Annotated in this window: 16 protein-coding genes and 1 pseudogene; 10 read left to right on the plus strand and 7 right to left on the minus strand. The window is 68.3% G+C overall.

The genetic code is table 11. The features are described 5' to 3' along the window. Positions 1 to 595 precede the first annotated feature (595 nt). Positions 596 to 787: pseudogene (locus B0920_RS26555) on the minus strand (J domain-containing protein); the annotation flags it as partial. Between the two features lie 122 nt (positions 788 to 909). After that, positions 910 to 2,058: a class I SAM-dependent methyltransferase gene (locus B0920_RS22320; RefSeq protein ID WP_078034876.1), complete on the minus strand. Its 1,149-nt coding sequence runs from the start codon at positions 2,056 to 2,058 to the stop codon at positions 910 to 912. A gap of 53 nt (positions 2,059 to 2,111) precedes the next feature. Here B0920_RS22320 and B0920_RS22325 point away from each other — a divergent pair, with 53 nt between their 5' ends. The 5 genes from B0920_RS22325 to B0920_RS22345 all read left to right on the plus strand — a co-directional run bounded on the left by B0920_RS22325 (position 2,112) and on the right by B0920_RS22345 (position 5,573). Then, positions 2,112 to 2,912 carry an SDR family oxidoreductase gene (locus B0920_RS22325; protein WP_078034877.1) on the plus strand — a complete coding sequence of 267 codons (801 nt, stop codon included), beginning with the start codon at positions 2,112 to 2,114 and terminating at the stop codon, positions 2,910 to 2,912. A 2-nt stretch (positions 2,913 to 2,914) separates the two neighbouring features. Then, complete coding sequence (locus B0920_RS22330; protein WP_078034878.1) at positions 2,915 to 3,313, plus strand: dihydroneopterin aldolase; 399 nt, start codon at positions 2,915 to 2,917, stop codon at positions 3,311 to 3,313. Beyond that, positions 3,310 to 4,227, plus strand: coding sequence for a tRNA 2-thiocytidine(32) synthetase TtcA (ttcA, locus tag B0920_RS22335; protein ID WP_078034879.1), 918 nt, complete (start codon positions 3,310 to 3,312; stop codon positions 4,225 to 4,227). Before B0920_RS22330 ends, ttcA begins: the two co-directional genes overlap by 4 nt. 153 nt (positions 4,228 to 4,380) lie before the next feature. Continuing rightward, positions 4,381 to 4,974, plus strand: a complete 594-nt coding sequence (locus B0920_RS26090; protein WP_078034880.1) for a hypothetical protein — start codon at positions 4,381 to 4,383, stop codon at positions 4,972 to 4,974. A gap of 77 nt (positions 4,975 to 5,051) precedes the next feature. After that, entirely contained in the window at positions 5,052 to 5,573 is a 522-nt protein-coding gene (locus B0920_RS22345; RefSeq protein WP_229455881.1) for a histidine phosphatase family protein, read from the plus strand. A gap of 16 nt (positions 5,574 to 5,589) precedes the next feature. On the opposite strand, the gene B0920_RS22350 is transcribed toward B0920_RS22345, so the two are convergent. From B0920_RS22350 to B0920_RS22360, 3 genes are all read right to left on the minus strand, one after another. Further along, positions 5,590 to 7,356, minus strand: a complete 1,767-nt coding sequence (locus tag B0920_RS22350; RefSeq protein WP_078034881.1) for a M14 family metallopeptidase — start codon at positions 7,354 to 7,356, stop codon at positions 5,590 to 5,592. Positions 7,357 to 7,453: 97 nt separating this feature from the next. After that, positions 7,454 to 9,013, minus strand: a complete 1,560-nt coding sequence (locus B0920_RS22355; RefSeq protein WP_229455887.1) for a S41 family peptidase — start codon at positions 9,011 to 9,013, stop codon at positions 7,454 to 7,456. A gap of 205 nt (positions 9,014 to 9,218) precedes the next feature. After that, entirely contained in the window at positions 9,219 to 12,773 is a 3,555-nt protein-coding gene (locus B0920_RS22360) for an indolepyruvate ferredoxin oxidoreductase family protein (protein WP_078034883.1), read from the minus strand. 248 nt (positions 12,774 to 13,021) lie between these two features. Here B0920_RS22360 and B0920_RS22365 point away from each other — a divergent pair, with 248 nt between their 5' ends. The 4 genes from B0920_RS22365 to B0920_RS22380 all read left to right on the plus strand — a co-directional run bounded on the left by B0920_RS22365 (position 13,022) and on the right by B0920_RS22380 (position 20,625). Beyond that, on the plus strand, positions 13,022 to 13,531 hold the full coding sequence (locus tag B0920_RS22365) for an Lrp/AsnC family transcriptional regulator (protein ID WP_078034884.1): 510 nt from the start codon (positions 13,022 to 13,024) through the stop codon (positions 13,529 to 13,531). Between the two features lie 205 nt (positions 13,532 to 13,736). Further along, positions 13,737 to 16,430: a TonB-dependent siderophore receptor gene (locus B0920_RS22370; protein ID WP_078034885.1), complete on the plus strand. Its 2,694-nt coding sequence runs from the start codon at positions 13,737 to 13,739 to the stop codon at positions 16,428 to 16,430. 165 nt (positions 16,431 to 16,595) lie between these two features. Beyond that, positions 16,596 to 19,097 (plus strand): TonB-dependent receptor, encoded by a 2,502-nt coding sequence (locus tag B0920_RS22375; protein ID WP_078034886.1) that lies wholly within the window; start codon positions 16,596 to 16,598, stop codon positions 19,095 to 19,097. A 64-nt stretch (positions 19,098 to 19,161) separates the two neighbouring features. Continuing rightward, positions 19,162 to 20,625: a CehA/McbA family metallohydrolase gene (locus B0920_RS22380; protein ID WP_078034887.1), complete on the plus strand. Its 1,464-nt coding sequence runs from the start codon at positions 19,162 to 19,164 to the stop codon at positions 20,623 to 20,625. 3 nt (positions 20,626 to 20,628) lie between these two features. Here the strand turns inward: B0920_RS22380 and B0920_RS22385 are convergent, their stop codons facing one another. Continuing rightward, positions 20,629 to 21,333, minus strand: coding sequence for a hypothetical protein (locus B0920_RS22385; RefSeq protein WP_078034888.1), 705 nt, complete (start codon positions 21,331 to 21,333; stop codon positions 20,629 to 20,631). A 143-nt stretch (positions 21,334 to 21,476) separates the two neighbouring features. Here B0920_RS22385 and B0920_RS22390 point away from each other — a divergent pair, with 143 nt between their 5' ends. Beyond that, the gene (locus B0920_RS22390; protein WP_078034889.1) at positions 21,477 to 21,923 is read left to right on the plus strand and encodes an SRPBCC family protein; all 447 of its coding nucleotides are present in this window, start codon (positions 21,477 to 21,479) and stop codon (positions 21,921 to 21,923) included. Here the strand turns inward: B0920_RS22390 and B0920_RS22395 are convergent. Beyond that, complete coding sequence (locus B0920_RS22395; RefSeq protein WP_078034890.1) at positions 21,913 to 23,262, minus strand: cellulase family glycosylhydrolase; 1,350 nt, start codon at positions 23,260 to 23,262, stop codon at positions 21,913 to 21,915. The two genes, B0920_RS22390 and B0920_RS22395, sit on opposite strands and share 11 nt — an antisense overlap. Positions 23,263 to 23,277 lie beyond the last annotated feature (15 nt).

Raw genomic sequence — 23,277 nt, forward strand, 5'->3', positions numbered from 1 at the left:
GGTCATAGAGCTTGACGAAGACCGGCGAGCCATTCGCGCTGTTGTCGACCACCACCTGCATTTCGCTGCCGTTGTTGCCGACGGGGTAGCCCGGCACATAGCCGGACTCGGCCGGCCAGGGGTCGCCGCTGGGCGCGGTCATGGTCTGCAGGTCGGTGCTGCAGTCGGGCGCGCGCGCCGGCACCACCAGCTGGGTGACGGCCAGGGCCTTGATGTCGGGCGGCGGTTCCTTGCCGGCCTCGCCGCTGTAGCGGCGGGCCCAGCCTTCGATGCTGTTGTCGTTGCCGGGATCGTCGGCATGGGCGGCGCTGGCCGCGACCTCCGGCTTGCCGGGCCAGGCCAGGGCGCTAGGCAGCATGTGGGGCTGCTGGGCCAGCAGCACGGCGGCGCCGGCCCCAGCCACGAAGCAGGTCGACAGGCCCAGCCACCAGCGCGGATCGCGCATCAGGCGCGCGCGGCGCGGCCGCTCGGGCGGACGGGCTTCCCAGCTCTCGGGCGCCTTCTGGCGCTCGCGCCCCTGCCCTTCCTCGGCGCTGGAACTCTCCAGCCATTCGACTTCCCATTCTTCCGAGGCGATCCACTCGTCGTGCTCCTTGCGGCGCACCGGGTCGGACAGGGTGTTATAGGCGGTGTTGACGATCGCCATGATGCGGGCGGCCTTTTCGTCGCCCGGATTCTTGTCGGGATGGTATTTCTGGCTCAGGGCCTTGTAGGCGGCACGAATGACCTCCTGCGGCGCGTGGCGCGACACTTTCAGGTTGTCATAATGGGTATGGATCTTGGCCATGTCTGGGGCGTGCCCGCTGCGTTCTCATCAACTCATGATAGCCGATCCTGGAAGCCGGACCAGGCGCGGGGATACGCACAGCTTAGCCGGATTTGTGTCCGCTGTGCAAGATATCATAAAGTCTACAACCGGTGAGACCGGTCAGCGCGCACGATTGCGTCAGGCAATTCCACCTCGTTTCCGACCACCAGCACCTTGAACAATTCGCCCATTTCCGCCGGCGAGACCAGCTTCTGCACCGCCCTGGCCTGGGGCAGGTAGCGCAGGGCATCCTCGGGGTCGGTCTCGGTCAGCAGTTCGCCCAGGCCGGCGCCGAGCAGGAAGGAAGCCTGGTTCATATAAGCCAGCACCGGCAGGCCGGCGTCCTGGGCCGCCAGGGCCATGGCCGTGAAGTCGACGTGGGCGGTGATGTCCTGCAGGCCGGGCAGGTAGAAGGGTTCGGGATGGGCGTGGTGGCGGTAGTGGCACATCAGGGTGCCGCCCATGCGCTGGTCGAGGTAGTACTCGTGGGCCGGGAAGCCATAGTCGAGCAGGATGGCGGCGCCCTTCCCGCCCGCGAACATGGCGGCGAGGGAACGCATGAAGCCGGCCGCCACCGGGTGCAGCTCCGTAACATAACCTTCCGGCAGCTGTTCGTGGTCCGGCACCTGGCGCGCCAGCTGGGCCGCCAGTTCCGCATCGAGCGGCTGGTCGAGCAAGGCGAAGGCGCCGTCCTGAATGCCCACCATGCGGCGCATCCAGCCGGCCGGGGTGCGCGTGACCAGTTCGACCGGCATGGCGTCCAGCACCTCGTTGGCCAGCACCACGCCGGAGAAGCGTTCCGGCATGCCGTCCAGCCAGCGCACCACCGGCAGGTCCTTCAATGCCTCCTGCTGGCGCGCGCGCAGTTCGCCCGACAATTCGATGATGGTATAGCTGTTGACGCGCACGCCCTGGCGCGCCAGTTCGGCGAGCAGGTCGCGCGCCAGCTTGCCGGTGCCGGCGCCGAACTCGATGATGTCGGGCGCGCTTTGGGCGATAATAGCGGCTGCCACGCGGGCCAGGGCCGCGCCGAACAGGGGCGTGATCTCGGGCGCGGTGGTGAAATCGCCGTCCGCGCCGAGCTTGGACGCGCCGCCGCTGTAATACCCGAGCCTGGGCGCGTACAGCGCCAGTTCCATGAAACGCGAGAACGCGATCGCCCCGCCATGTGCTTCGATCTCGGCCGCGATCAGCCGTTGCAGGGAATGGGACGCGGCGAGCGCATCGGGAGAAGGTGCGGGCATGGACATGCCGGCATTGTAGCGACATCGGCCCCCATCAACAATTTTGCTGCCTTAACAAGATGACGGATACCGCCAAACCTGTTTCCCGCGTCGCCCTGGTGACCGGCGCCGGGCGCCGCCTGGGCCGCGCGATCGCCCTCGGCATGGCGCGGGCCGGCTGGGACATCGCGGTCCACTACCGCCATTCGGAGCAGGACGCGCAGGAGACGGCGGCGGCGATCCGCGCCCTGGGCCGGCGCGCGGCCCTGGTCCGGGCCGACCTGGCGCTGGAGGACGAGGCGCGCGCCCTGCTGGGGCGCGCCGAAGAGGCGCTGGGACGCGTTTCTTGCGTGGTCAACAATGCTTCGTTGTTCGAATACGACAGCGCCACCGGCTTCTCCCCGGCCCTGCTGGCCAGCCACATGAGCGCCAACCTGGCCGCGCCCCTGCTGCTGGCCCAGGCCCTGCACGCCGCCACGCCGGACGGCGACCAGGCGGTCGTGATCAACCTGCTGGACCAGAAACTGTACAATCTCAACCCGGATTTTCTGTCGTACACGCTGTCGAAGGCGGCGCTGCACACGGCCACCACCATGCTGGCCCAAGCGCTGGCGCCCACGGTGCGCGTGGTCGGCGTGGCGCCCGGCATCACCATGGTGTCGGGCGACCAGAGCGAAGAAGGCTTCGCGCGCGCCCACCAGGCCACGCCCCTGAAGCGCTCCTCGACCCCGCAGGACGTCGCCGACGCGGTGGTCTACGCCGCCTCGGCGCGCGCGCTGACCGGCACCACCCTGCTGGTCGACGGCGGCCAGCACCTGATGCCCATGGCGCGCGACGTGATGTTCCTGACCGAACCCCAAACTCCCATTACAAAGGCTTAACCATGTTGTCCGCCCTGATCCACCCCAGCTTGCGCGATTGCCGCCGGCTCTTCCTGCGCAACTACGAAGTGATGATCAATATCGGGGTCCATGACTTCGAGAAACGGGCAGAACAGCGTGTCCTGATCAACGTCGACCTCTACATCCCGCTCGAGCAGTCCACCCCCAAGGCCGACCAGCTGTCGGAAGTGGTCGACTACGACTTCATGCGCGAGACCATCGCCAAGCGCGTCTCCAAGGGCCACATCCACCTGCAGGAAACCCTGTGCGACGACGTGGTCAAGGCGATGCTGGCCCATCCGCGCGTGCGCGCGGCGCGGGTCTCGACCATGAAGCCGGACGTGTATCCCGACTGCGAAGGCGTCGGCGTCGAAGTGTTCCAACTGAAGGAAGAAGCATGAGCGAAGCGGATCTCGACCAGCTGGCGGTCGATGCCAAGAAGGCGGAGAAGATCGCCTACGAGAACAACAAGCTGCACAAGCGCCTGTGCCGCCTGGTCGGCCAGGCGATCGGCGACTTCAACATGATCGAGGACGGCGACAAGGTGATGGTCTGCCTGTCGGGCGGCAAGGACAGCTATGCCCTGCTCGACATCCTGCTCACCCTGCGCGAGCGCGCGCCGATCCACTTCGACATCGTGGCGGTGAATCTCGACCAGAAGCAGCCGAACTTCCCGGCCGACGTGCTGCCGCGCTACCTCACCGAGCTCGGCGTGCCCTTCCACATCGAGAACCAGGACACCTACAGCATCGTCAAGCGCCTGATCCCGGAAGGCAAGACCACCTGCTCGCTGTGCTCGCGCCTGCGCCGCGGCATCCTCTACCGCGTGGCCGACGAACTGGGCTGCAACAAGATCGCCCTCGGCCACCACCGCGACGACATCCTCGAGACCTTCTTCCTGAATATGTTCTTCGGCGGCAAGCTGAAGGGCATGCCGGCCAAGCTGGTCTCGGACGACGGCAAGCACATGGTGATCCGTCCGCTGGCCTATGTGCGCGAAGCCGACACCGAGCGCTATGCCGAGGTGAAGAGCTTCCCGATCATCCCTTGCGACCTGTGCGGCTCGCAGGAAAACCTGCAGCGCAAGCAGATCAAGGCCATGCTGCGCGAGTGGGAGAAGAAGCACCCGGGCCGGGTCGACAACGTGTTCTCCTCGCTCTCGACGGTGGTGCCCTCGCACCTGATGGACCGCGACCTGTTCGGCTTCACCGACCTGAAGGTGGACGGCGTGGCCAACCCGCTGGGCGACATCGCCTTCGACGAAGAGCCTTGCTCGACGCCGGCGGCGAACACCATTTCGCTGACCCAGCTCTAAGGAATCTCGGCGGCGAAGCCGGACGGCTGTCGGCCAAAAGCGACTCAGCCGTTTTCGATTCAATCGTGCGCCCCCGGATATGGCCGGGTCCGTTGCTAAGATGGCAGCAGCTATAAGCGGACTCATCCTTCAATGGATCTATTCGGAGGCAACATGCTCAGCAAGCCTTTGCGCGGCGCCGCCCTGGCGCTCGCTGCATGGATCGGCGCCGGCGCCCCGGCCGCGGCCCAGGCCACCATCGAACACTGGAATTTCATGTGGACCGGTTTCGAAGTGAGCACGCCGTCCTGGAATCCGCCGCGCTGGGTTCCCGACCAGCGGCTGGGCGGCACCTTCACCGGCAGCGACGCGGATGGCGACGGCATCCTCGAGGCCAGCGAGCTGACCGAGTTCGTGGTCGGCGCTCCCGTCCTCGGCTGCATCAACAACGCCACCCAGGGCTGCACCCTCGATCATTTCGCCTACGACACGGCGAGCGGCGAGCTGTCCTTCGCCACCACCAGCTTCTTCATCGCCGCGCCCGAAACCCAGTTCCGCAGCGACACCAGCACCGTGACCGGCGAGCTGCAGCGGGTCTACTGGACCCAGCCCGGCGACGACATGTGGTGGGAATACCGCTGGACCTCGCAGACCAGCTTCGCCCTGTCGCCGGCGCCGGAACCGGCAGCGCCCGCGCTGGCCCTGGCCGGGCTGGCGGTGCTGGCGCCGGTGCTGCGCCGCCGCCTGCGCGCAGGCAAGGGAGCTTGAGTCCGGCTGGCGGGGCGCGGCCGGCGGGCGGCCGCGCGCGCATGGTAGGCTAGGGCCTTTCTCCTGAAAGGACTTCGATGCGCGCGACTTCCCGCCTGCTGCGGCAATGTTCCCTGGCCCTGGCCGTCTTCCTGCCCGGCGTGGCGATGGCCGTTCCCGACATGATCTACCTGGTGCGCCACGGCGAGAAAGCCGCCGCCGGCCAGGACCCGGAACTCACCGCCGAAGGCCAGGCCCGGGCGCGCAACATCGCCACCATCCTCGGGCGAAGCAACATCAAGTTCATCTTCAGCACCCCCACCGCGCGCACCCGCCAGACTGCGCAGCCGCTCGCCACCCAGCTCGGCCTCGCGATCCAGGATTACGACCCGCGCGCCCCCAAGGCCCTGGTGGAGAAGGTGCAGGCGCTGAACGGCGCGGTGCTGGTGGTCGGCCACTCCAACACCCTGCCCGAGCTGGTGCGCCTGTTCGGCGGCGCGCCCGGCGCCGACATCGCGGACAACGAGTACGACCGCCTTTACCAGTTGATCCCCGGCCCAGGCGGCAGCGTGCGCACCGTGCTGCTCACTTCCCCGCCCGCGACGGGTCCCGCCCCTTGAAGGGTGGCCGCGCCGCTCAGGGCGCGAGGTCGGTACGCAGCACCGGGTAGAGGTTGAAGCGCTCGTCCCAGGACGCATGGCGGCGCGCGAAGAACTCCAGGCGCGCATGCGGGTTCTTGGCGAAGGCCGGGTCGCTGTCCAGGCGGCGCTGGAACTCGGCCGCGACCGCCGGGTCGGCCGCCATCTGTTCGCGCGCCACGTCTTCGGCGACGTACTCTTCCATGTATTCCTTGCGCTCGTAGGCGGTGTTGAACATGCCCCAGCCCACCAGCGAGTCCGGCGCCTGCGGCTCCAGCATCGCCATCACCAGGCGCGCCTTCGGCTGGGCGATCGGCACGAACAGCGAACCGCGCGCAACCAGGCGCGGCTCCGCGCTCCACTTGCCTTCCAGCGTCAGGCGCTGGTGGCCTTCGAAGGAGGTGGCCCCGAAGCTGGCCTTGTCGGCGCGGAAGGTCTCGACCTGCGCCTGCGGGATCGCCTTGTCCAGCTTGCGGAAGCTGATGCCGTGCAGCTTGAGCTTCTCGGCGACCATGGCCGCGTAGGCGGCCGGCACGATGTAGCCGGCGCGCGGCGCCTTCACCTGCAGGTCCGGCACCACCTCTTCGCGCAGCGGCACCCGCCATACCTGCGGCTTGCTCTCGTCGTAGCGGGTCATCAGCATGCCCGAGATGTCCGAGGGCGTGCGGGTGTAGGCATAGCCCTGGAAATCGACCATCTGGGTCTTGTCGGTGGTGCGGTAGGTGAGCGCCACCGGGCTGTCGGCCAGTTGCGCGGCGCGGGCGTCGGCCGCGGCGGCGGCCTGGCGCCAGGCCTTGCCGTGCTGCGCCACCTGCTCGAGCACCGAGATCACGGTGTTGCGGGTCACGCGCACGCGGGTCGGATAGTCCTTCCAGGAATGGGTCTCGACCAGCATGGTCAGCCGATTACGCAACGGGAAATAACCAGTCGAAAAACGCGGGTCGGACGCGCCGTCCACGAAGCCCGACATCGGGTCGTCGGTCTGGGCGAAGGACATGTAGTAGGACTGGGGCATCGAGCCCTGTTTCGCAATGTCGGCGATCACGTTGCCGCGCAGCGCCAGGCCCAGCTTGCGCATCTCCGGGTCGCCGGTGTGCACCGGCTCGACCTGGATCGAGACGTCGTGCTGGAACTTGGCGCCGTCGGTCACGTGCAGGTCGACGTAGGCCAGGGGATCCCAGGCGTTCACCAGGCCCAGCATGGCCTGCATCTCGGGCGCGTCGGCCTTCACGTAGTCGCGGTTCAGGTTGTAGTTCTGGGCGGTGGTGCGCCAGCCCATCTCGACCGGGCCGCGCTGGTTCGGCCGGTTCCACTTTCCGAAGCGCTCGTGGCCGTCGACGTTGAACACCGGCACGAAGATCAGCACCTGCCGGTCGAGCGCACCCTTGGCCGCGCGCCCTTCCAACACTTCGCGCAGCGCCAGGAAGCCGGCGTCCTTGCCGTCGATCTCGCCGGCGTGGATGCCGCCCTGGATCAGGGTCACCGGCAGGCCCTGCCCCCTGGCCGCGGCCGGGGTGAAGGCGCCGCTGTTGCTGACCACCAGGGCCTTCATCGGCCGGTCTTCGGGCGTGCGCCCGAAATCGATGCATTTGACCTGGCGCGGATAGGCCTTCTGGAAGGCGCTGCACAGGGCGATCACCTCGTCGTAGCGGCCGGTGGCCTGGAAGCCCGAGCGTTCGGACACGGTGCTGAGCTTCGCCGGGACGGCGGCCTGCGACAAGGGAACGGCCGACAGCAGGGCCAGCAGGAATGCGGAACGGATCATCGGGCTAATCTCCGGCAATTAATAGGTTGCAAAGCCGAAGATTATAGACGCCTTCCAAGGTAGTGCGTCCAGGGAAGGCGGGCCTGGGGCCTGGCCCTCAGCGCGCCCGCGTGAGGATCGAGATTTCCTTCACTTCCGGACGCACGATCGAGGTCGGCGCCGAGCGTGCGCGGCTGCTTGGCGCAGGGCAGGCGTTGCTGTTGCGGTAGGCCAGCGCCGTGGCCAGCAGGCCCTCTGCCGGATCGCCCACCGGACGCGAAAGGTCGTCGGCCACCTGGCAGGTCGGCGCCAGGCCGTCCGGGAAGTCGCCGAAGCCCTTGTGGTTCACGCCCTTGAACTCGATCGAGAAATAGGTGGTGCCGCAGTTCGGCACCGGCGTGAAGCCGTAGGGCTTGCCGCAGGTCTGGCCGCCGATCTGGATCACCTCCACGTCGGCGCCGCGCAGGCCGTTGATCACGGCTTCGCTGGCCGAGCAGGTGCCGGCGGTGGTGAGGACGGTCACGCGGCGCAGGTTCAGGGTGGGCAGAGGGCTGCCGGGGCGGGCCGGGTCGGGCGACTCGAAGCCGTAGGCCGTATCGCGGAACATGATCGGCGCCTGGGGCGGCGTCTTGTCGTTGTACTGCGGACGCTCGAACACCTTGCCGGCGGTGGCCGCCGGGCCGGCGATCATGTAGGCCAGCTCGCTGGCGACGTAGAGCAGGCCGCCGCCGTTGTAGCGCATGTCCAGCACCAGGTCGGCCACGCCCTCGGCCTTGAGGCGGGTGAAGGCGTCGATCAGCTGCTTCTCGGAGACGCCGTTATGGGTCTCGAAGCTCAGGTAGCCGACCTTGCCGCTGGCGGTCTCGATCACCTTCACGTTCTTCACCGGCGCCACGCGCACCTCGGCGCCCGTCATGCTGACCTCGAAAGTAGCGCCGGCGCGCTCGAAGACGAAGCTGTGCGCCGTGCCCGCCGTCGCCGGGAACAGGCCGGCGTTGATGCGGTCGACCAGGGCAGGGTCGCCCGCATTGACGAAATCGATGCCGTCGACCTTGAGCAGGCGGTCGTTGCGGCGCAGGCCGGCCGCCGCCGCCGGCGAGCCGGGCTCGACCGCCGTAATCACCCACACGCGCGGGATGTTGGGTTCGCGGTTGCGGGTAAAGGTGATGCCGTAGCCGAGGTCGATGCCCTGGGTCTGCATGGCTTCCCATTCCGCGGTCGGATAAGTGAAGTGGTACTTGTCCTTGGGCTGGCCGGAGGCCGTCAGCGCCGGGGTCTTGAGCACCGCGAAATAATCGAGCGGGTTGCTGAAGTCCGCCATCTTGTAGGTGTTCGGGACTTCGTTGTACCAGAGGTAGTACTCGTTGGTCCAGGCGCGCAGGAACTTGAGCTCGTCCAGCAGGCTGCCCTGGCGGTCCGGATACGGCCGGCCGCTGGCGTCCACGCCGCTGCGTGGGGCGGCGCACTGGTTCCAGTAGCTGTCGTAGGCCTTGCCCAGCAGGTTGGGGTTGAGGTCTTCCGGCGTCGGCTGGCCGGCGCCCGGGGTCTGCGCCGGGGGCGTGGCCGCGGGCGGCTGCTGGGCCACCGGCGGCCGGCTGGTGCCGGAGGTGGCGCCGGGCGAGCCGCCGCCACCGCCGCAGGCGGCCAGCAGCAGCATCGCTGCAAGCGAGCTGGACAACAATCGAAGGGACGGTCGGAGGAAAACGGCCGGGCGCGGCCGGGAGAAATGCGGGCTCATGCGCCCGATTATAGATGCGCATGTGTCCCGCAAGATCAACGAAGTGTAACAGTTGAGGACGCCGAACAACGGATGATAACGGGTCGATAACACGACACCCGCACCGGGATGCACGACCGGCAACACCGGCCATGCATCCCTTCGCTCAGGCCGCGCGCGAGGCGGCCCCGGCCGGCGCGTGGAAGGCCGCCAGCAGCGCCGCTTCCTTCTCCTTGGCCGCCTTCAGGTGGCGTTCCTTCACGTGGCCGTAGCCGCGGATGTCTTCCGGGATGGAAGCGATCGCCACCGCCTGGGCCAGGTTGTCCGCCGTCAGCTTGGGCAGCAGGGCCGCGACGGTGTCGCGGTACTGGTGGACCAGGGCGCGCTCGGTGCGGCGCTCGGCGGTGTAGCCGAAGGGGTCGAAGGGGGTGCCGCGCAGGCCCTTCAGCTTGGCCAGCACGCCGAAGGCCTTCATCATCCAGGGGCCGTACTCGCGCTTGATGGCGCGGCCTTCCTTGTCGTGTTTGGCCAGCAGCGGCGGCGCCAGGTGGAACTTGAGGGTAACGTCGCCCTCGAACATGCCGGCGATCTTGGCGCGGAAGGCCGGATCGGTGTGCAGGCGCGCGACCTCGTACTCGTCCTTGTAGGCCATCAGCTTGTAGTAGTAGCGCGCCACCGCCTCGGTGAGGCGGGTGCCGGCGCCCAGCTTCGCTTCCGCGGCCCGCACCTGCTCCACGAAGGCCTGGTAGCCGGCGGCGTAGCGTGCGTCCTGGTAGGCGGTGAGCAGCTCGACGCGGCGCTTGAGCAGCTCGTCCAGGGTCTGGGTGCGCTTGAACTCGATCACCTGGGCCGGCGCGGCCAGCTTCTGGACCGCCGCCAGGTCGTGGGCGGCGCTGCGGCCCCAGTGGAAGGCGGCCTTGTTGAAGGCCACCGACACACCGTTGAGTTCGATCGCCTTGAGCAGGGCTTCCTCGCCCAGCGGCACGCGGCCCTTCTGGAAGGCATAGCCCAGCATGAACATATTGGTGGCGATGGCGTCGCCCAGCAGCGCGGTGGCGATGCGGCCGGCGTCGACGAAGTCGACGTTGCCAGCGCCGCAGGCCTGCAGGATGGCGCCGCGCGTGCCTTCGCCCGGGAACTGCCAGTCCGGGTTCTTGACGAAGGCGGCGGTGGTGGCGCCGGTGGCGTTGACGGCGGCCCAGGTGCGGCCCTCGCCCATGCGGCTCAGGGCGTCGCGGCTGGCGCTGACGATCTGGTCGCAGCCGATCACGAGGTCGGCGCTGCCGGTGCCGACCCGGGTCGAGTAGAGCTGGTCCTGGCGCGGGGCGATGCGCACGTGGGACATCACCGGGCCGCCCTTCTGGGCCAGGCCGCTCTGGTCGAGCACGATCGCGCCCTTGTTCTCGACGTGGGCGGCCATGGCCAGGATCTGGCCGATGGTCACCACGCCGGTGCCGCCGACGCCGGCGATCAGGATGCCGAAGGGCGCGTCGATGGCGGGAACGGTGGGCGCGGGCAGCGCGGGCGGCGCGGCCTCGCCGGCGGCGGCCTTCTTCGGCTTCTTGAGGGCGCCGCCTTCGACGGTCACGAAGCTGGGGCAGAAGCCGGACACGCAGGAAAAGTCTTTATTGCACGAGGACTGGTTGATCTGGCGCTTGCGGCCCAGTTCGGTTTCCAGGGGTTCGACCGACAGGCAGTTTGACTGCACCGAGCAGTCGCCGCAGCCTTCGCACACCGCTTCGTTGATGACGGCGCGCTTGGCCGGGTCGGGATACTCGCCCTTCTTGCGGCGGCGCCGCTTCTCGGACGCGCAGGTCTGGTCGTAGATCACGGCCGACACGCCCGGCATCTCGCGCAGCTCTTTCTGCACGTCCATCAGCTCGGCGCGGTGGCGCACGGTGACGCCTTCGGCCCAGGCATAGTCGTCCGGGTACTTGCCCGGGTCGTCGGTGACCACGATGATGGGTTTCACGCCCTCGGCCGCGATCTGGCGCGTGATCATGCCCGGGTCGAGCGGACCGTCCACGTTCTGGCCGCCGGTCATGGCGACCGCGTCGTTGTACAGGATCTTGTAGGTGATGTTCACCTTGGCCGCCACGGCCGCGCGGATCGCCAGGATGCCGGAGTGGAAATAGGTGCCGTCGCCCAGGTTGACGAACACGTGCTTTTCGTCGGTGAAGGGCGACTGGCCGATCCAGGTCGTGCCTTCGGCGCCCATGTGGGTGAAGGTCGAGGTCTCGCGGTCCATCCACAGCACCATGTAGTGGCAGCCGATGCCGGCCATGGCGCGCGAGCCTTCCGGCACCTTGGTCGAGCTGTTGTGCGGGCAGCCCGAGCAGAAGAAGGGAATGCGGTCGGTCTGGGGGTTGGGCTTGGCCGGGATGTTCTTGAGCACCAGTTCCTTCGCCTCGAGGTAGGCGATGCGTTCCTTCACGCGCTGCTCGACCGGGTGGCCGGCGCAGTAGTGCGAGATGCGCGAGGCGATGGCGCGCGCGATCTGGGCCGGGCTCAGCTCGTAGGTGGCGGGCAGCAGCCAGTCGCCGTGGCCCATGCGGTCCTTGTTGCTCCACTCGCCGGTGTCGTCGAACTTGCCGACCACGCGCGGGCGCTCGCCATCCGGCAGGTTGTACAGGGCTTCCTTGAGCGCGTACTCCATCACCTGGCGCTTCTCTTCCACCACCAGGATCTCGTCCAGGCCGCGCGCGAACTCGTGCACGCCTTCCGATTCGAGCGGCCAGGTCATGCCGACCTTGTACAGGCGCAGGCCGATGTCGCGCGCCGCCTGTTCGTCGATGCCGAGATCGGCCAGGGCCTGGCGGGTGTCCAGGTAGCTCTTGCCGGCGGTGATGATGCCGATCTTGGGACGCGGGCTGTCCCAGATGATGCGGTTGAGCTTGTTGGCGCGGGCATAGGCCAGGGCCGCATACCACTTGAAGTTATTCATCCGCACTTCCTGGTCCAGCACGGCGTCCGGCCAGCGAATGTTCAGGCCGCCCGGGGGCAGTTCGAAGTCGGTCGGCATGGCGATCTGCACCCGGTCCGGGTCGAGGTCGACCACGGCGCCCGACTCGATGATGTCGGTCACGCACTTCATCGACACCCACAGGCCGGTGTAGCGGCTCATGGCCCAGGCGTGCAGGCCGTAGTCCAGGTATTCCTGCACCGAGGACGGGTACAGCACCGGGATGCCGCAGTGGGTCAGGATGTGGTCCGACTGGTGGGCGGTGGAGGAAGACTTGGCGGCATGGTCGTCGCCGGCCAGCACCAGCACCCCGCCGTGCGGGGCCGAACCGGCGTTGTTGCCGTGCTTGAAGACGTCGCCGCAGCGGTCCACGCCCGGGCCCTTGCCGTACCACATGGCGAACACGCCGTCGTACTTGGCGCCGGGGTAGAGATTGGTCTGCTGGGTGCCCCAGACGGCGGTGGCCGCCAGGTCTTCGTTCATGCCCGGATGGAACTTGACGTGGTGGGCCTCGAGGTGCTTGCGCGCCTTCATCGCGGTCTGGTCGACGGCCGTGACCGGGGAGCCGCGGTAGCCGGTGATGTAGCCGGCGGTGTTCAGGCCGGCCTTCAGGTCGCGTTCGCGCTGCAGCATCGGCAGGCGCACCAGCGCCTGGGTGCCGGTCATGAAGGCGCGGCCGCGCTCGAGCGTCCATTTGTCGTCGAGGCTGATGTCGTGCTGCGGCAGCGCCAGGCTGGCGCGCTCCAGGGGTGCGTTCATTCGGTGTCTCCGTTTCGCATCAAGGCGGCCGGCGGCGGGTGCCGCGGCGCGTGGCGAACTGGCCCCCCGTGGCGCCGGCGCGACGACTCTTGACGGTCTCTGGTGCGCGCTTGGCAGGCTGGGCCAGCCTTCCTCCAATATGGCGACCAGTATAGTCCCGGCCCTCCGGCATTAAATTCCAATCAATTCCCCCGCTTGCCTGAATTGCGCAATAAAATTGCGGTACGCACGCATCGAACGAGGTAAGTATGTCAAAGATTGAATTGGATAAAACCGACCGCAAGATCCTCGAGATCCTGCAGACCGACGGGCGCCTGTCGAACCAGGACGTGGCCGAGCGCGTCAACCTGTCCCCGTCGCCCTGCCTGCGCCGCATCAAGCGTCTGGAGGAAGCGGGCGTGATCCGCCAGTACGTGGCCCTGCTGGACCCGGACAAGATCGGCCTCGGCCTGCTGGCCTACGTCAACGTGCGTCTGGAAAAGCACAGCGAAGTGGCGAGCGCCTCGCGCGCCCCCGGCCTGCCGGCGACCTCGCCGCGCAACGACTTCGCGGTCTCGGTCGGCAGCTGGCCGGAAGTGGTGGCCTGCTATGCGATGACGGGCGAGATGGACTTCCTGCTGCGCGTGCACGTGCAGGACATGGATCACTTCTCGCGCTTCATGATGGGCACCCTGCTCAAGCACCCGGCGGTGCTGGACGTGAAGTCGAGCTTCGCACTGCAGCGAATCAAGGAAACCACGGCCATGCCGCTGGTGTAAGCCGGCGCCGTCGAAAATTCGGCGTCCGGCCTTCCCGGGGGCATACCCTGGCCCGGCCCGGGCGCCAATGCGCCGAGGGGCGCCAGGGATTGCTGGAAGAGATTTCTTATTCTTTCCCGGCATAAGCTGGCATGAATTCATTCGTTTTTCGCGAATGGCAGAGTGATTAAGCTTGCGCTTTTGTTCATCCAACAAGCGCTTTCTCATGCCTCTGCTTCCCTTCCGCTTCAATGTCGTCCGGGCCTGCCTGCCGGCCCTGCTTCTCCTTCCCGCTGCCCAGGCGGCGGCGCAAACCCAGGATGCCGGCCAGACCGCGACCGTGACCGTCACCGGTTCGCGCATCCCGCGCGCCGGCCTCGAAGGCCCCTCGCCGGTAACCGTGATCAGCTCCCAGGACATCACCCGCCTCGGCTACAAGAACGTCTTCGACGCCCTCAACAACCTGACCCAGAACAGCGGCTTCGTGCAGGGCGCGGACTTCGGCAACACCTTCACCCCGTCGGCCAACGCGATCAGCCTGCGCGGCCTCGGCCCCAACCACACCCTGGTGCTGCTCAACGGCCGCCGCCTTGCCGACTTCCCGATCGCCTACGAAGGCACGGTGAACTTCACCAACCTGGCCAACATCCCGGCCGCCGTCATCGAGCGCATCGAGGTGCTCAACGGCGGCGCCTCGGCCATCTATGGCTCGGATGCCATCGCCGGCGTGGTCAACGTGGTGCTCAAGAAAAAGGCCGACGGCTTGGAACTGAACCTGAAGGCCGGCGGCACCTCGCGTGGCGGCGGCAATGACCGCCGCCTGCAGCTGTCCGGCGGCGGCGGCGCCGGCCAGCTGGACGGCGTGTTCGCCCTCGAATTCTCGGAGCGCGACCCGCTGTGGAGCCTGGACCGCGACTTCATGGCGCGCCGCCTGTCGGGCACCCCGACCAACGTGCTGTCGCGGCGCGACGTGCGCAGCAATACCTACATCGACCTGGGCGACGCCTGCCGCGGCCTGGGCGACCTGTTCGGCGGCACCACCGCGCCCTACACGGCCGGACGGCGCGGCAGCTACTGCGTGTCGACGGCGGCCTCGCCCACCCACTGGACGGTCCAGACCGGCAACCGCAGCGCCAACGGCTACGGCAGCCTGAACTACGCGCTGGAGAACGGCCACAGCCTGTTCGCCGACCTGCTGGTCTCGCGCAACGAAAGCTGGAACAACACGCGCGGCCCGAACTGGACCTCGAACTCCACCGGCGCCAGCTATTTCCGCAACGCGAGCACCAACGCCTACGAGGCCTGGACCAAGTTCATCGCCCCCGAGGAGTACGGCGGCGCGGGCCGCTACAACCGGCGCTGGGACGACGACGCGGCGGCGATCACGATCGGCGCGCGCGGCCGCATCCCCGGCAGCGCATGGGATTACGAGGCGGCCTACAACGCCTCGGTCTACCGCAGCCGCAACCACGTGCCGCGCGCCCGCGCCAACATCGACGGCTTCTTCCTCGGGCCGAAGCTGGGCACGGACGCGGCCGGCATCCCGATCTACGCGCCCGACGCCGCGCGCCTGACCCGGCGCCTGACCCAGGCCGAGTTCGACGGCATCACCGACTTCTCGCACAGCCGCGACGAATCCTGGACCAATACCCTGAGCCTGTCCGCCAACGGCGAACTGCTGCGCCTGCCCGCCGGCCCGCTCAAGCTGGCGCTGGTGGCCGAAGCCGGCCGCCAGGGCTATACCAACGAAGCCGACCCGCGCATCAATGCCGGCTACTTCAACATCGCCACCCCGACCGTGGACGCGGGCGGCACCCGCGGCCGCGCCGCGCTCGGCGCCGAGGCCAGCATCCCGCTGCTGGCGAAGCTCACCGCCACCCTGGCCGGCCGCTACGACCGCTACGAGTTCGCCGGCCGCCACGACGGCCGCTTCACCTACAACGGCGGCCTGGAGTGGCGTCCCAGCCGCGAGCTGCTGCTGCGCGCCACCCACGCCACCAGCTTCCGCGCGCCGGACATGAACTACATCTACAAGGCGCGCGGCACCGGCTACTATTCCTCGACCACCGACTACTACCGCTGCGCCCAGTCCGGCCAGCCGATCGAGCGCTGCGAGTACGCCAACGTCTCGCCAGGCGCGGACTACGTGCAGATCGGCAGCCCCGACCTGCGCTCGGAACAGGGCAAGTCCTCCGGCATCGGCCTGGTCTGGTCGCCGAGCAGCAGCTTCGACACCTCGCTCGACTACTGGCGCTTCAAGATCGACAACCTGGTGACCAACCTGTCGGCCGACAAGCTGCTGCGCGACGAGGCGCGCTGCCGCCTGGGCCAGGACGACATCGCTTCGCCCTCCTGCGTGGACACCCTGGCGCGGGTGCAGCGCTTCCCGCTCAACGCCCTGAACCGCCCGGGCGAGATCCGCGAGATCCGGGTCAACCCGATCAATGCGGCCGAGCAGGAAACCAGCGGCATCGACGCCACCCTGCGCTACGCCCTGCGTGGCACGCGCTGGGGCGACTTCAACTTGCGAGCCAATTACTCGAAGACCCTGACCCAGCGCTACCAGCAATTCGCCGGCGATCCGGTCGAAGATCGCCTGCATGCCCTGGACAGCAGCGACTGGCCGGACAAGCTGGGCGCCAGCCTGGCCTGGACCGCCGGCCGCTGGACCAACACCCTGTCGGCCACCCGCTACGGCAAGATCCCGAATGCCGCGCAGGAGGACTGGCTGACGCCGACCACCCTGGTGAACTGGTCGACCGTGCTGCGCTATGACGAGCGGCTGACCGTGTCCTTGATCGTCAACAACCTGTTCAACAAGGTGAAGATGGACGCGAGCGGCGGCTGGCCTTACTACCCGGTGGGTAACTACAGCCCGGTGGGACGGATCGGCTGGGTGGAAGCGAACTACCGCTTCTGAGCGGCGGGGGGAGTGCCCGCTCCCCTATCACTTAAGTGCAGGCTATTGCCTCAAGCTATGGCCTGCCCCGATTTACGCATGGGTTTTGTCATCCTGCTTACATAGTCGATCGCTACTGTCTCCCGGTTGCCGGCGCGTCGCCCGGTCCAGCCAACAGAGGAAACAGTGACAACGACAGTCTTCACCCAAGCAGTACGCAAGGCGCGCCGCGGCGGCGGCGCGGTCCTGGTCGGTCTCGCGGCCCTGCCGCTGCATGCCCAGGAGGCAACTTCCACCGCCACAGCCCAGGGCGCGGCCCAGGCCGATGCCACCCCGGCCGAGGTGGTCGTCACCGGCACCGCCGCCCGCCAGTCCAAGCTCAAGGCCAGCTACTCGATCACCACCATCAACGAGGAAACCCTGCGCATGCAGGCGCCCACCTCGGTTACCGAGGCGGTCAAGTCGGTGCCCGGCTTCTGGGTCGAGGCCTCGGGCGGTGAAGCCTCGGGCAATATCCGCGCGCGCGGCATCCCGGTCGACGGCTTCGGCTCGGTGACCCTGCTGGAAGACGGCATCCCGATCCAGCACGACCCTTCGCTCGGCTTCCTGAACGCCGACCAGGCCTTCCGCCTCGACGAGACCATCGACCGTATCGAGGTGGTGCGCGGCGGCCCGTCCTCGGTGTTCTACACCAATGCGCCGGCCGGCGCGATCAACTTCCTGTCGCGCGAGATCGGCGAGCGCCGCAACGGCCTCCTCAAATTCACCGCCAGCGACAAGGGCCAGCGCCGCGCCGACTTCTGGGCCGCCACCCCGCTGGCCGACGGCTGGGGCGTGGGCATCGGCGGCTTCTACCGCATCGACGACGGCATCCGCAGCCCGGGTTTCCGCGCCAATGACGGCGGCCAGCTGCGCCTGAAGCTGGTCAAGGAGATCGACCGAGGCCGCATCACGATCGACGCCAAGCACCTGGACGACAAGGTGGCGCTGTTCCTGGCGATCCCGATGCGCACCTATGCGGACGGCAAGATCCGCGCCGTGCCCGGCTTCGACGGCAACTACGGCACCGTGGCCGGTCCCGAGACCCGCTTCGTACGCATGAAGATGGGCGACGGCGGCGTTTACGAGTTCGACAACACCGAAGGCACCCATGTGCGGCGCGACCAGCTCAGCGTCAAGCTGGAGAAGGAGCTGGGCGAATGGCGCCTGACCGAGGCCCTGCGTTACGCCGACACCCGCACCCAGCGCAACGGCGTGTTCGCCAACCAGTTGCAGAGCATCCAGTCCTTCCTGGCGCAGTCGCGCAACCTGCTGGCGCGCGTGCCCGGCGCGGTCTCGCTGGCACTGCAACCGGTGAACGCGCCCGGCACGCCCTATGCGGGCGAGAACGGCCTGATGATCGTCGGCGGCCTGCGCGGCGTCACCATCCCGCTCGAGGAAGTCGTCAACGACCTGCGCCTGTCGCGCCGCTTCATGCTGGGTGGCCAGGCCCACGACATCACGGCCGGCTATTATTTCGCCCGCTTCGACCAGGGTTTCGACCGCTATTCCTCGAGCGTGCTGCTGGGCGCGCAAAGCCAGGCGCCCCTGCTCGACCTGGTCGGCCTGGATGCTTCCGGCAAGCCGGTTGGCACCCTGACCGAGCGCGGCATCTACCAGTACGGCTACGAATGGGAAAACGCGGAAGGCGATTCGACCACCCACGCGCTCTACCTGGCCGACGAATGGCAGCTCAGCCCGGCATTGCGCCTGGACGGCGGCCTGCGCTGGGAGCGCGTGCGCACCAAGGGCTGGACCGAGCGCCCCACCAACGTCGACCTGGGCAGCTTCGCCGCCTCGCGCATCCGCACCGGCAGCGGCGTGTTCGACCGCTACGACTACCACTTCGACAAGACCGGCTGGACCCTGGGCGCCAACTACCAGCTGGCGAAGAACGCCGGCCTGTTCGGCCGCTGGACCAGCGCCTTCCGCCTGCCCAACCTGAGCTCCTACATCACCAATCCGGGCGCCAAGCCGGTGATCCAGACCATGGACCTGGCCGAGGTCGGCTACAAGTACCGCAGCGCCCTGTTCGACCTCTACCCTACCCTGTTCTATTCGAAGTACGACAACGTCAGCTACACCAACTACGTGTTCTCGCTCGACAACGCGAGCGCGGCGCCCCAGACCGGCTACGCCTCGACCCGCAGCTACGGGCTGGAACTGGAAGGCATGCTGCGTCCCGCTTCCTGGGCCGACCTGGGCCTCACCCTGACCCTGCAGGAACCGGAATACCGCAACCTGCGCTACACCGACCGGGTCAACAACCTGCCGGTGCAGCGCGACTTCAGCGGCAACCGCCTGGTGCGCGTGCCCAAGGTGAGCGCGCGCCTGACCCCGGGCCTGAACCTGCTGGGCGACGACCTGCGCCTGCAGCTGACCTGGGAATACCAGGGCGACCGTTATGTGGACTCGGCCAATTCGGTCCGCCTGCCGTCTTACCAGGTGTGGAACTTCTCTGCGCGCTACCGCATCGCGCCCAACCTCACCGGCTATGTCTACGTCGATAACATCGATAACTCGCAGGGCCTGACCGAGGGCAACCCGCGTGCGGGCGAGCTGCAGAATGCCGACGCCGGGGCCAACACCTTCCTCGCGCGCCCGTTGCTGGGCCGTGCGCTGCGCGCCGCGCTGAAGTTCGACTTCTGAGCCTCGCCTGTCCTGGCGGGCGGCCTGCGCCGTCCGCCATTGTCCTTTCCTGCATGGAGCCCCGATGCGCCTGTTCGCCTTACTCTTCCTGCTGCTGGCCGGCCATGCCGCCGCCGGGCTTCCCGACCTCGTCCTGCGCGGCAGCCTGAACGGTCAGGACCACCAGACCTACCGCAGCCTGCCCTTCCAGGTGCCGGCCGGGGTCGAACGCATCACCGTCGAGTTCGACTACAGCGGCAAGGAGGAACGCGCGGTGATCGACCTCGGCCTGCTCGGCCCGCGCGGTGAGCTGCGCGGCTGGAGCGGCGGCAACAAGCGCGTATTCACCATCAGCAGCGTGGACGCCACGCCCTCCTACCTCCCGGCGCCGACCGTGGCCGGCGAATGGGCGCTGCTGCTCGGCATTCCCAACCTCCGTCCACAGGGGCGGGCCGAGTACACGGCGCGCATCTGGTTCTCGCGCGGCCTGGCCGCGGCCGACGAACCGCCCCTGCTGCGCGCGCCCCTGCGTACCGGGCCGGCCTGGTACCGGGGCGACCTGCACAGCCACACCGGGCACAGCGACGGCAGCTGCGCCACCGCCAACGGGGGCGCCGCCCTGCCCTGTCCGCTTGCCCTGACGGTGCAGGCGGCGCTGGCGCGCAAGCTGGACTTCCTCGCGATCACCGAGCACAACCACGTCGGCCATGCGGCCGCGCTGCGCGAACACCAGCCCTATGCCGACCGCCTGCTCCTGATGCCGGGCCGCGAGATCACCACCTTCTACGGGCACGCCAACCTGTTCGGGACGCTCGCACCGCTCGATTTTCGCATCGGCCCCGGCGGCCACCGCGACATGGACGCCCTGCTGGGGACGGCCAGCGCGCTGGGCGGCCTGGTGTCGATCAACCATCCGGTGCGGCCCTCGGGCGAGGCCTGCATGGGCTGCGGCTGGGAACAGGACACCGACATGCGCCGGGTCCAGGCCATCGAGGCGGTCAACGGGGCCGACGCCGACACGGCCTGGTCCGGCATCCCCTTCTGGCACGCCCAGCTCAGGCGCGGCCTGCGCATCACGGCCATCGGCGGCAGCGACAACCACCGGCCCGACCGCCACGAAGGTGGCGTCGGCAGCCCGGCGACCGTGGTCTATGCGCGCGAGCTGTCCCAGCTTGGCGTGCTGGAGGCGATCCGCGCCGGCCGCGTCTTCGTCGACATCGAGGGCAGCCCGGACCGCATGCTGGAATTTAATGCGCGCGCCGGGGCGGCGCAGGCGATGATGGGCGAGGCGCTGGCGGCGCCGCGTGGCGCCGAGGTGCGCTTCACGCTGCGGGTGGCGCGTGCCAGCGGGGCGCGCATCGCCCTGCTGCTGGATGGCGAGCCTGCGCCCCTGCTGGACCGGCCCGATGTGGACGGTGACGAGATCGTGCGCGCCTTCAGCTGGCGCAGCGATGGACGCCGGCACTGGATACGGGTCGACGTGCGCGATTCCGCAGGCAAACTCATCCTGCTGGGTAACCCGATCTATCTCAACCCCGACGCCGACTAGGGCTCAACAGGACGAGCGCGGGGCGAGCCTGACCCAGGTGTCGGGCCGGCCCTCGGTCTCCGGCAAGGGCTCGCCCAGCGCGGGCCAGGCCCGGCTTCTCAGATGATGACAAGCGGCCCAGTTCCCCTCCCGGGGGCAGGGCTCGCCGCTGGCCACCACCGGCAGTTCGCCGGCGGCGGCGCGCGCCAGGGTTCGCAACTCGGCCAACTCGCACTTCACGTAAAGAAAAAAGTCCCAGTCGCTCAGGTCTTCGTCCGGCACGAAACTGGGATTGTTCGCATACATCCAGGCATAGCGTGCGGCGTCGTAGCCGACTTCGACCAGGATTTCGCCGGCGCCGCCGAGCAGGCGGAAGGTATTGAAGCCGGAACGCTCCTTGCCGTCGCTGTGGACGGCAGGCTCCAGCGTGGCGTGCGCGCCGGGCAGCAGTTCGCGCAGGCCGCCGTGCGCTTCCCGGCGGAACAGGACGATGCGGCGCTCGTCCTGCGTCCGGAACACCAGCTCGTCCTCCTCGTTCCAGTACAGGCAGTAGCGCCGCCCGTCCTCGACCGCAAAGCTGCCGCGCACCTCGTAGTCGAGCCGGTAGGCCAGGGGCATCAGGCCGACGAGGATCGGCTCTCCTTGAACATCCCCGACCGGCTGCCAGCGTCCGCTGCGGTCGTCGAGGTCGACCAGGCCGGCGACGGTATGATGCGGGTAGATGAGCATGGGAGAGTCAAGGAGGGTGGACCAGCCGGTATTGTCGCGTTTTCCGGCCCGCCATGCCGTCCGGATGTCGAAACGCGCGCGGCCCCTTCGTCGTGGGAACAGAGGGCCGTCCTCTGCCACCTTACGATGAGGGATTCCTGATCATGTCGACCAATACCATCGAGCTGCACCGCGTCCTGAAGTCCAGCCCGGATCGCGTCTACCGCGCCTTCACCACCCCCGCCGCCTTCGCCAAGTGGCTGCCGCCCTACGGCTTTTTCGCCACCGTGCACGAGGCCGACGTGCGCCCCGGCGGCTCTTACCGCATGTCCTTCACCAACCTGGGCACGGGCCACGAGGAATTCTTCGGCGGCGAGTACGAGGAACTGGAGCCGGGCAAGCGGCTGCGCTACACCGCCGCCTTCGAGGATCCGAGCCTGCCCGGCCGGATGCGCACCACGGTCGTCCTGCGCGAGGTGTTCTGCGGGGTCGAGGTGCGCATCACCCAGGAGGGCATCCCGGCCGTGATCCCGGTCGAGGCCTGCTACCTGGGCTGGCAGGAATCGCTGGACCAGCTCGCCAAGCTGAGCGAGCCGGACATCAGGGAGTGACCGGCTTCTTCGACAGCGCCTGCAGGCGCCGCGCGTGGTCCGCGATCACCGCGAGCGTCGAGGCGTCGCTGTCGAACACGCCATACATGCCCTGCTCTTCCTGGGGCGGATCGCCCATCAGGTCGTTGCCCGGCTTCCACCAGTAATCGGCATTGGCGGCCCGCCCTGCCCCGTTCCAGGCCCAGAAGTTCCAGCCCATCACCGGGTCGCCGGCCTCGGCGCGCCGCTGCACCAGGCCGAACACCTCCTTGTAGAAGCGATCGCGCACCGTGGTCGGCGATTTCGGGTCGAAGGAGGCGCCGTCGCGGTCGAGGCCGAATTCTTCCAGCACGATGGGTTTACCCAGGGCCTTGGCGTAGTCGACGTGCACGTTCAAGTAGTGCAGGCTCTTTTCCATCATGCCGTCCCAGGTCTCGGCCGGGCGCCTGGCGTCGAACCAGCCCCAGTTCCTCGGCCACAGGTGGTAGGTCAGGTAGTCGACCGCCGGCGTGCGGTGCGCGTCAAAGAAGAGTTTCTCGTCGCGCGCCGACCCGGCCAGGCCTTCGCTGCCGGTGCTCACCAGGTGATTGGGGTCGAGCGAGCGGATGTAGGCGGCCGAGTCCGCGATCCACTTCACGTACACCGCCTTCTGCTTCGCGCTGGACTTGGCCCCGCCCGGTCGCGGTTCGTTGGCCAGCTGCCAGGACAGGATCGCCGGGTCGTCGCGGTAAGGCTTGTTGGTGACCGTGTTGACGCGCTTGACCACATGGGCAATCACGCGCCGGTATTCGCGCTGGGCGGCCTCGTTGGTGTAGAAGCCCGCGGTCTCGTTCATGTAGCGCTCGTACTCGCGGCTGACATTGGGATCGTGGGCCGGCACGCCGGTGAACCAGTTGAGGTACTGGGTCATGCCGCCCGACCACTGCCAGTAATTGTTCAGGTAGATCACGGCCGTCATGTCGCGCTTGCCGAGTTCGGCCATCAGGAAGTCGAGGCCGCGCAGCAGGTTCTCGTCGTAGACGCCGGGCTTGCTGGTGGTGGCGGGGCTGACCGCGCTCTTCATGACGGTCTGCTCGGCCACGGCCAGCACGCGCAGGTTGTTGATGCCGAGCGACTTGAGCCGGTCCAGTTCCTTCAGCAGGCGCGCGCGGTCGCCGACGGCGGATGGGGCGCCCAGCCAGGCGCCGTACCAGAGATTGGTGCCGGCGATGTAGTAGGGGGCGCCGTGGCGCACCAGGCGGGCGTCCTTGACGGTGACGAAGGCCGGCGTCGGCGCGGCCTGGGCCAGGGTCCAGGCGCAGGCGGCGAGCAGGCCCAGGGCAAGATGGCGGGGGCGGAAGGCGTGGAGCAGGCGTCTCATCGTGGTTCCTCTACG

The sequence above is a fragment of the Massilia sp. KIM genome (genome assembly GCF_002007115.1).
GTDB lineage: Bacteria > Pseudomonadota > Gammaproteobacteria > Burkholderiales > Burkholderiaceae_D > Telluria.

Excerpts from the sequence above, each read along its gene's own strand:
- B0920_RS22320 (WP_078034876.1), bottom strand. The coding sequence starts at position 2,058 with ATGTCCATGCCCGCACCTTCTCCCGATGCGCTCGCCGCGTCCCATTCC.
- B0920_RS22325 (WP_078034877.1), top strand. The coding sequence starts at position 2,112 with ATGACGGATACCGCCAAACCTGTTTCCCGCGTCGCCCTGGTGACCGGC.
- B0920_RS22330 (WP_078034878.1), top strand. The coding sequence starts at position 2,915 with ATGTTGTCCGCCCTGATCCACCCCAGCTTGCGCGATTGCCGCCGGCTC.
- ttcA (WP_078034879.1), top strand. The coding sequence starts at position 3,310 with ATGAGCGAAGCGGATCTCGACCAGCTGGCGGTCGATGCCAAGAAGGCG.
- B0920_RS26090 (WP_078034880.1), top strand. The coding sequence starts at position 4,381 with ATGCTCAGCAAGCCTTTGCGCGGCGCCGCCCTGGCGCTCGCTGCATGG.
- B0920_RS22345 (WP_229455881.1), top strand. The coding sequence starts at position 5,052 with ATGCGCGCGACTTCCCGCCTGCTGCGGCAATGTTCCCTGGCCCTGGCC.
- B0920_RS22350 (WP_078034881.1), bottom strand. The coding sequence starts at position 7,356 with ATGATCCGTTCCGCATTCCTGCTGGCCCTGCTGTCGGCCGTTCCCTTG.
- B0920_RS22360 (WP_078034883.1), bottom strand. The coding sequence starts at position 12,773 with ATGAACGCACCCCTGGAGCGCGCCAGCCTGGCGCTGCCGCAGCACGAC.
- B0920_RS22365 (WP_078034884.1), top strand. The coding sequence starts at position 13,022 with ATGTCAAAGATTGAATTGGATAAAACCGACCGCAAGATCCTCGAGATC.
- B0920_RS22370 (WP_078034885.1), top strand. The coding sequence starts at position 13,737 with ATGCCTCTGCTTCCCTTCCGCTTCAATGTCGTCCGGGCCTGCCTGCCG.
- B0920_RS22380 (WP_078034887.1), top strand. The coding sequence starts at position 19,162 with ATGCGCCTGTTCGCCTTACTCTTCCTGCTGCTGGCCGGCCATGCCGCC.
- B0920_RS22385 (WP_078034888.1), bottom strand. The coding sequence starts at position 21,333 with ATGCTCATCTACCCGCATCATACCGTCGCCGGCCTGGTCGACCTCGAC.
- B0920_RS22390 (WP_078034889.1), top strand. The coding sequence starts at position 21,477 with ATGTCGACCAATACCATCGAGCTGCACCGCGTCCTGAAGTCCAGCCCG.
- B0920_RS22395 (WP_078034890.1), bottom strand. The coding sequence starts at position 23,262 with ATGAGACGCCTGCTCCACGCCTTCCGCCCCCGCCATCTTGCCCTGGGC.